Raw genomic sequence first — 2,303 nt, 5'->3', positions numbered from 1 at the left:
GAGTCTGCTAGCGAATCTGAAAGCGCCTCAGAGAGTGAATCGGAATCAATTAGCGAGTCAGAAAGCGAATCCGAGTCTGCTAGTGAATCTGAAAGCACTTCAGAAAGTGAATCAGAATCAGCCAGCGAAAGTGAATCCGAATCAACATCTGAGTCAGAAAGTGAATCAGCCAGTGAATCCGAGTCCGAATCAGAATCAGCCAGCGAAAGTGAATCCGAATCGACATCTGAGTCAGCAAGTGAATCATTGAGTGCAAGTGAATCGACTTCGACAAGTGAATCAGAATCAGCCAGTGAATCTGAGTCAGAATCAGCTAGCGAAAGTGAATCCGAATCAACATCTGAGTCAGCAAGTGAATCAACTTCGACGAGTGAATCTGAGTCTGTCAGTGAATCTGAGTCTGTCAGTGAATCCGAGTCGGAATCAGAATCAGCTAGCGAAAGTGAATCTGAATCGACATCTGAATCAGCAAGTGAATCATTGAGTGCAAGTGAATCGACTTCGACAAGTGAATCAGAATCAGTCAGCGAAAGTGAATCTGAATCGGCATCCGAGTCAGAAAGTGAATCAACTTCGACGAGTGAATCTGAGTCTGTCAGTGAATCTGAGTCTGTCAGTGAATCCGAGTCCGAATCAGAATCAGCCAGCGAAAGTGAATCCGAATCAACATCTGAGTCAGAAAGTGAATCAGCCAGTGAATCCGAGTCCGAATCAGAATCAGCCAGCGAAAGTGAATCTGAATCGGCATCCGAGTCAGAAAGTGAATCAACTTCGACGAGTGAATCTGAGTCTGTCAGTGAATCTGAGTCCGAATCAGAATCAGAATCAGCTAGCGAAAGTGAATCTGAATCGGAATCTGAGTCAGAAAGTGAATCATTGAGTGCAAGTGAATCGACTTCGATGAGTGACTCCGAATCAGAATCAGCCAGCGAATCCGAATCTGAATCGACATCCGAGTCAGCAAGTGAATCAACTTCGATGAGTGAATCTGAGTCTGTCAGTGAATTTGAGTCCGAATCAGAATCAGCTAGCGAAAGTGAATCTGAATCGGCATCTGAGTCAGCAAGTGAATCGACTTCGACGAGTGAATCTGAGTCTGTCAGTGAATCCGAGTCCGAATCAGAATCAGCCAGCGAAAGTGAATCTGAATCGACATCTGAATCAGAAAGTGAATCATTGAGTGCAAGTGAATCGACTTCGACAAGTGAATCAGAATCAGCCAGTGAATCCGAATCCGAATCAGTCAGCGAAAGTGAATCTGAATCGACATCTGAATCAGCAAGTGAATCAACTTCGACGAGTGAATCTGAGTCTGTCAGTGAATCCGAGTCCGAATCAGAATCAGCCAGCGAAAGTGAATCCGAATCAACATCTGAGTCAGAAAGTGAATCAGCCAGTGAATCCGAATCAACTTCAGAATCAGAAAGCACTTCGACGAGTGAGAGCGAGTCGGTAATTGAATCCGAATCTACTTCAGAATCTGAGAGTGCGTCTGAATCTGCTAGCGAATCGGAGTCGGCATCAGAGTCTGAGAGCACCTCAACAAGTGAGAGTGAATCGGAGTCCACGTCCGAGTCTGAAAGTGCTTCAACAAGTGAGAGTGAGTCGGTAAGTGAATCCGCATCTACTTCAGAATCTGAGAGTATGTCTAAATCTGCTAGTGAATCGGAGTCGGCATCAGAGTCTGAAAGCACCTCAACGAGTGAGAGTGCATCAACCAGCGAATCGGAGTCCACTTCAGAATCAGAAAGTGCTTCAACAAGTGAGAGCGAATCAGCCAGTGAATCGGAATCTACTTCTGAATCTGAGAGTACGTCTGAATCAACCAGCGAATCGGAGTCCACATCCGAGTCCGAAAGTACCTCAACAAGTGAGAGTGAGTCGGTAATTGAATCCGCATCTACTTCAGAATCTGAGAGTACGTCTGAATCTGCTAGCGAATCGGAGTCCACATCCGAGTCCGAAAGTGCTTCAACAAGTGAGAGCGAATCAGCCAGCGAATCCGAATCAACTTCAGAATCTGAGAGTACGTCTGAATCAACCAGCGAATCGAAGTCCACTTCAGAATCAGAAAGTGCTTCAACAAGTGAGAGTGAGTCGGTAAGTGAATCCGCATCTACTTCAGAATCTGAGAGTACGTCTGAATCTGCTAGCGAATCGGAATCTACATCCGAGTCTGAAAGTACCTCAACGAGTGAGAGTGAATCAGTAAATGAATCCGAATCTACTTCAGAATCTGAGAGTACGTCTGAATCAACCAGCGAATCGAAGTCCACTTCAGAATCAGAAAGTGCTTCAACAAG

1 pseudogene is annotated in these 2,303 nt (G+C 45.4%); it reads right to left on the bottom strand.

What is annotated here, in order from left to right:
• Window positions 1-2,303 (bottom strand): annotated as a pseudogene (locus tag HF864_RS09510) (hypothetical protein); the annotation flags it as partial.

The sequence above is a fragment of the Lactobacillus sp. MRS-253-APC-2B genome (assembly GCF_012843675.1).
Taxonomy (GTDB): domain Bacteria; phylum Bacillota; class Bacilli; order Lactobacillales; family Lactobacillaceae; genus Limosilactobacillus; species Limosilactobacillus pulli.
This window is presented reverse-complemented; position numbering and strand designations above follow the sequence as displayed.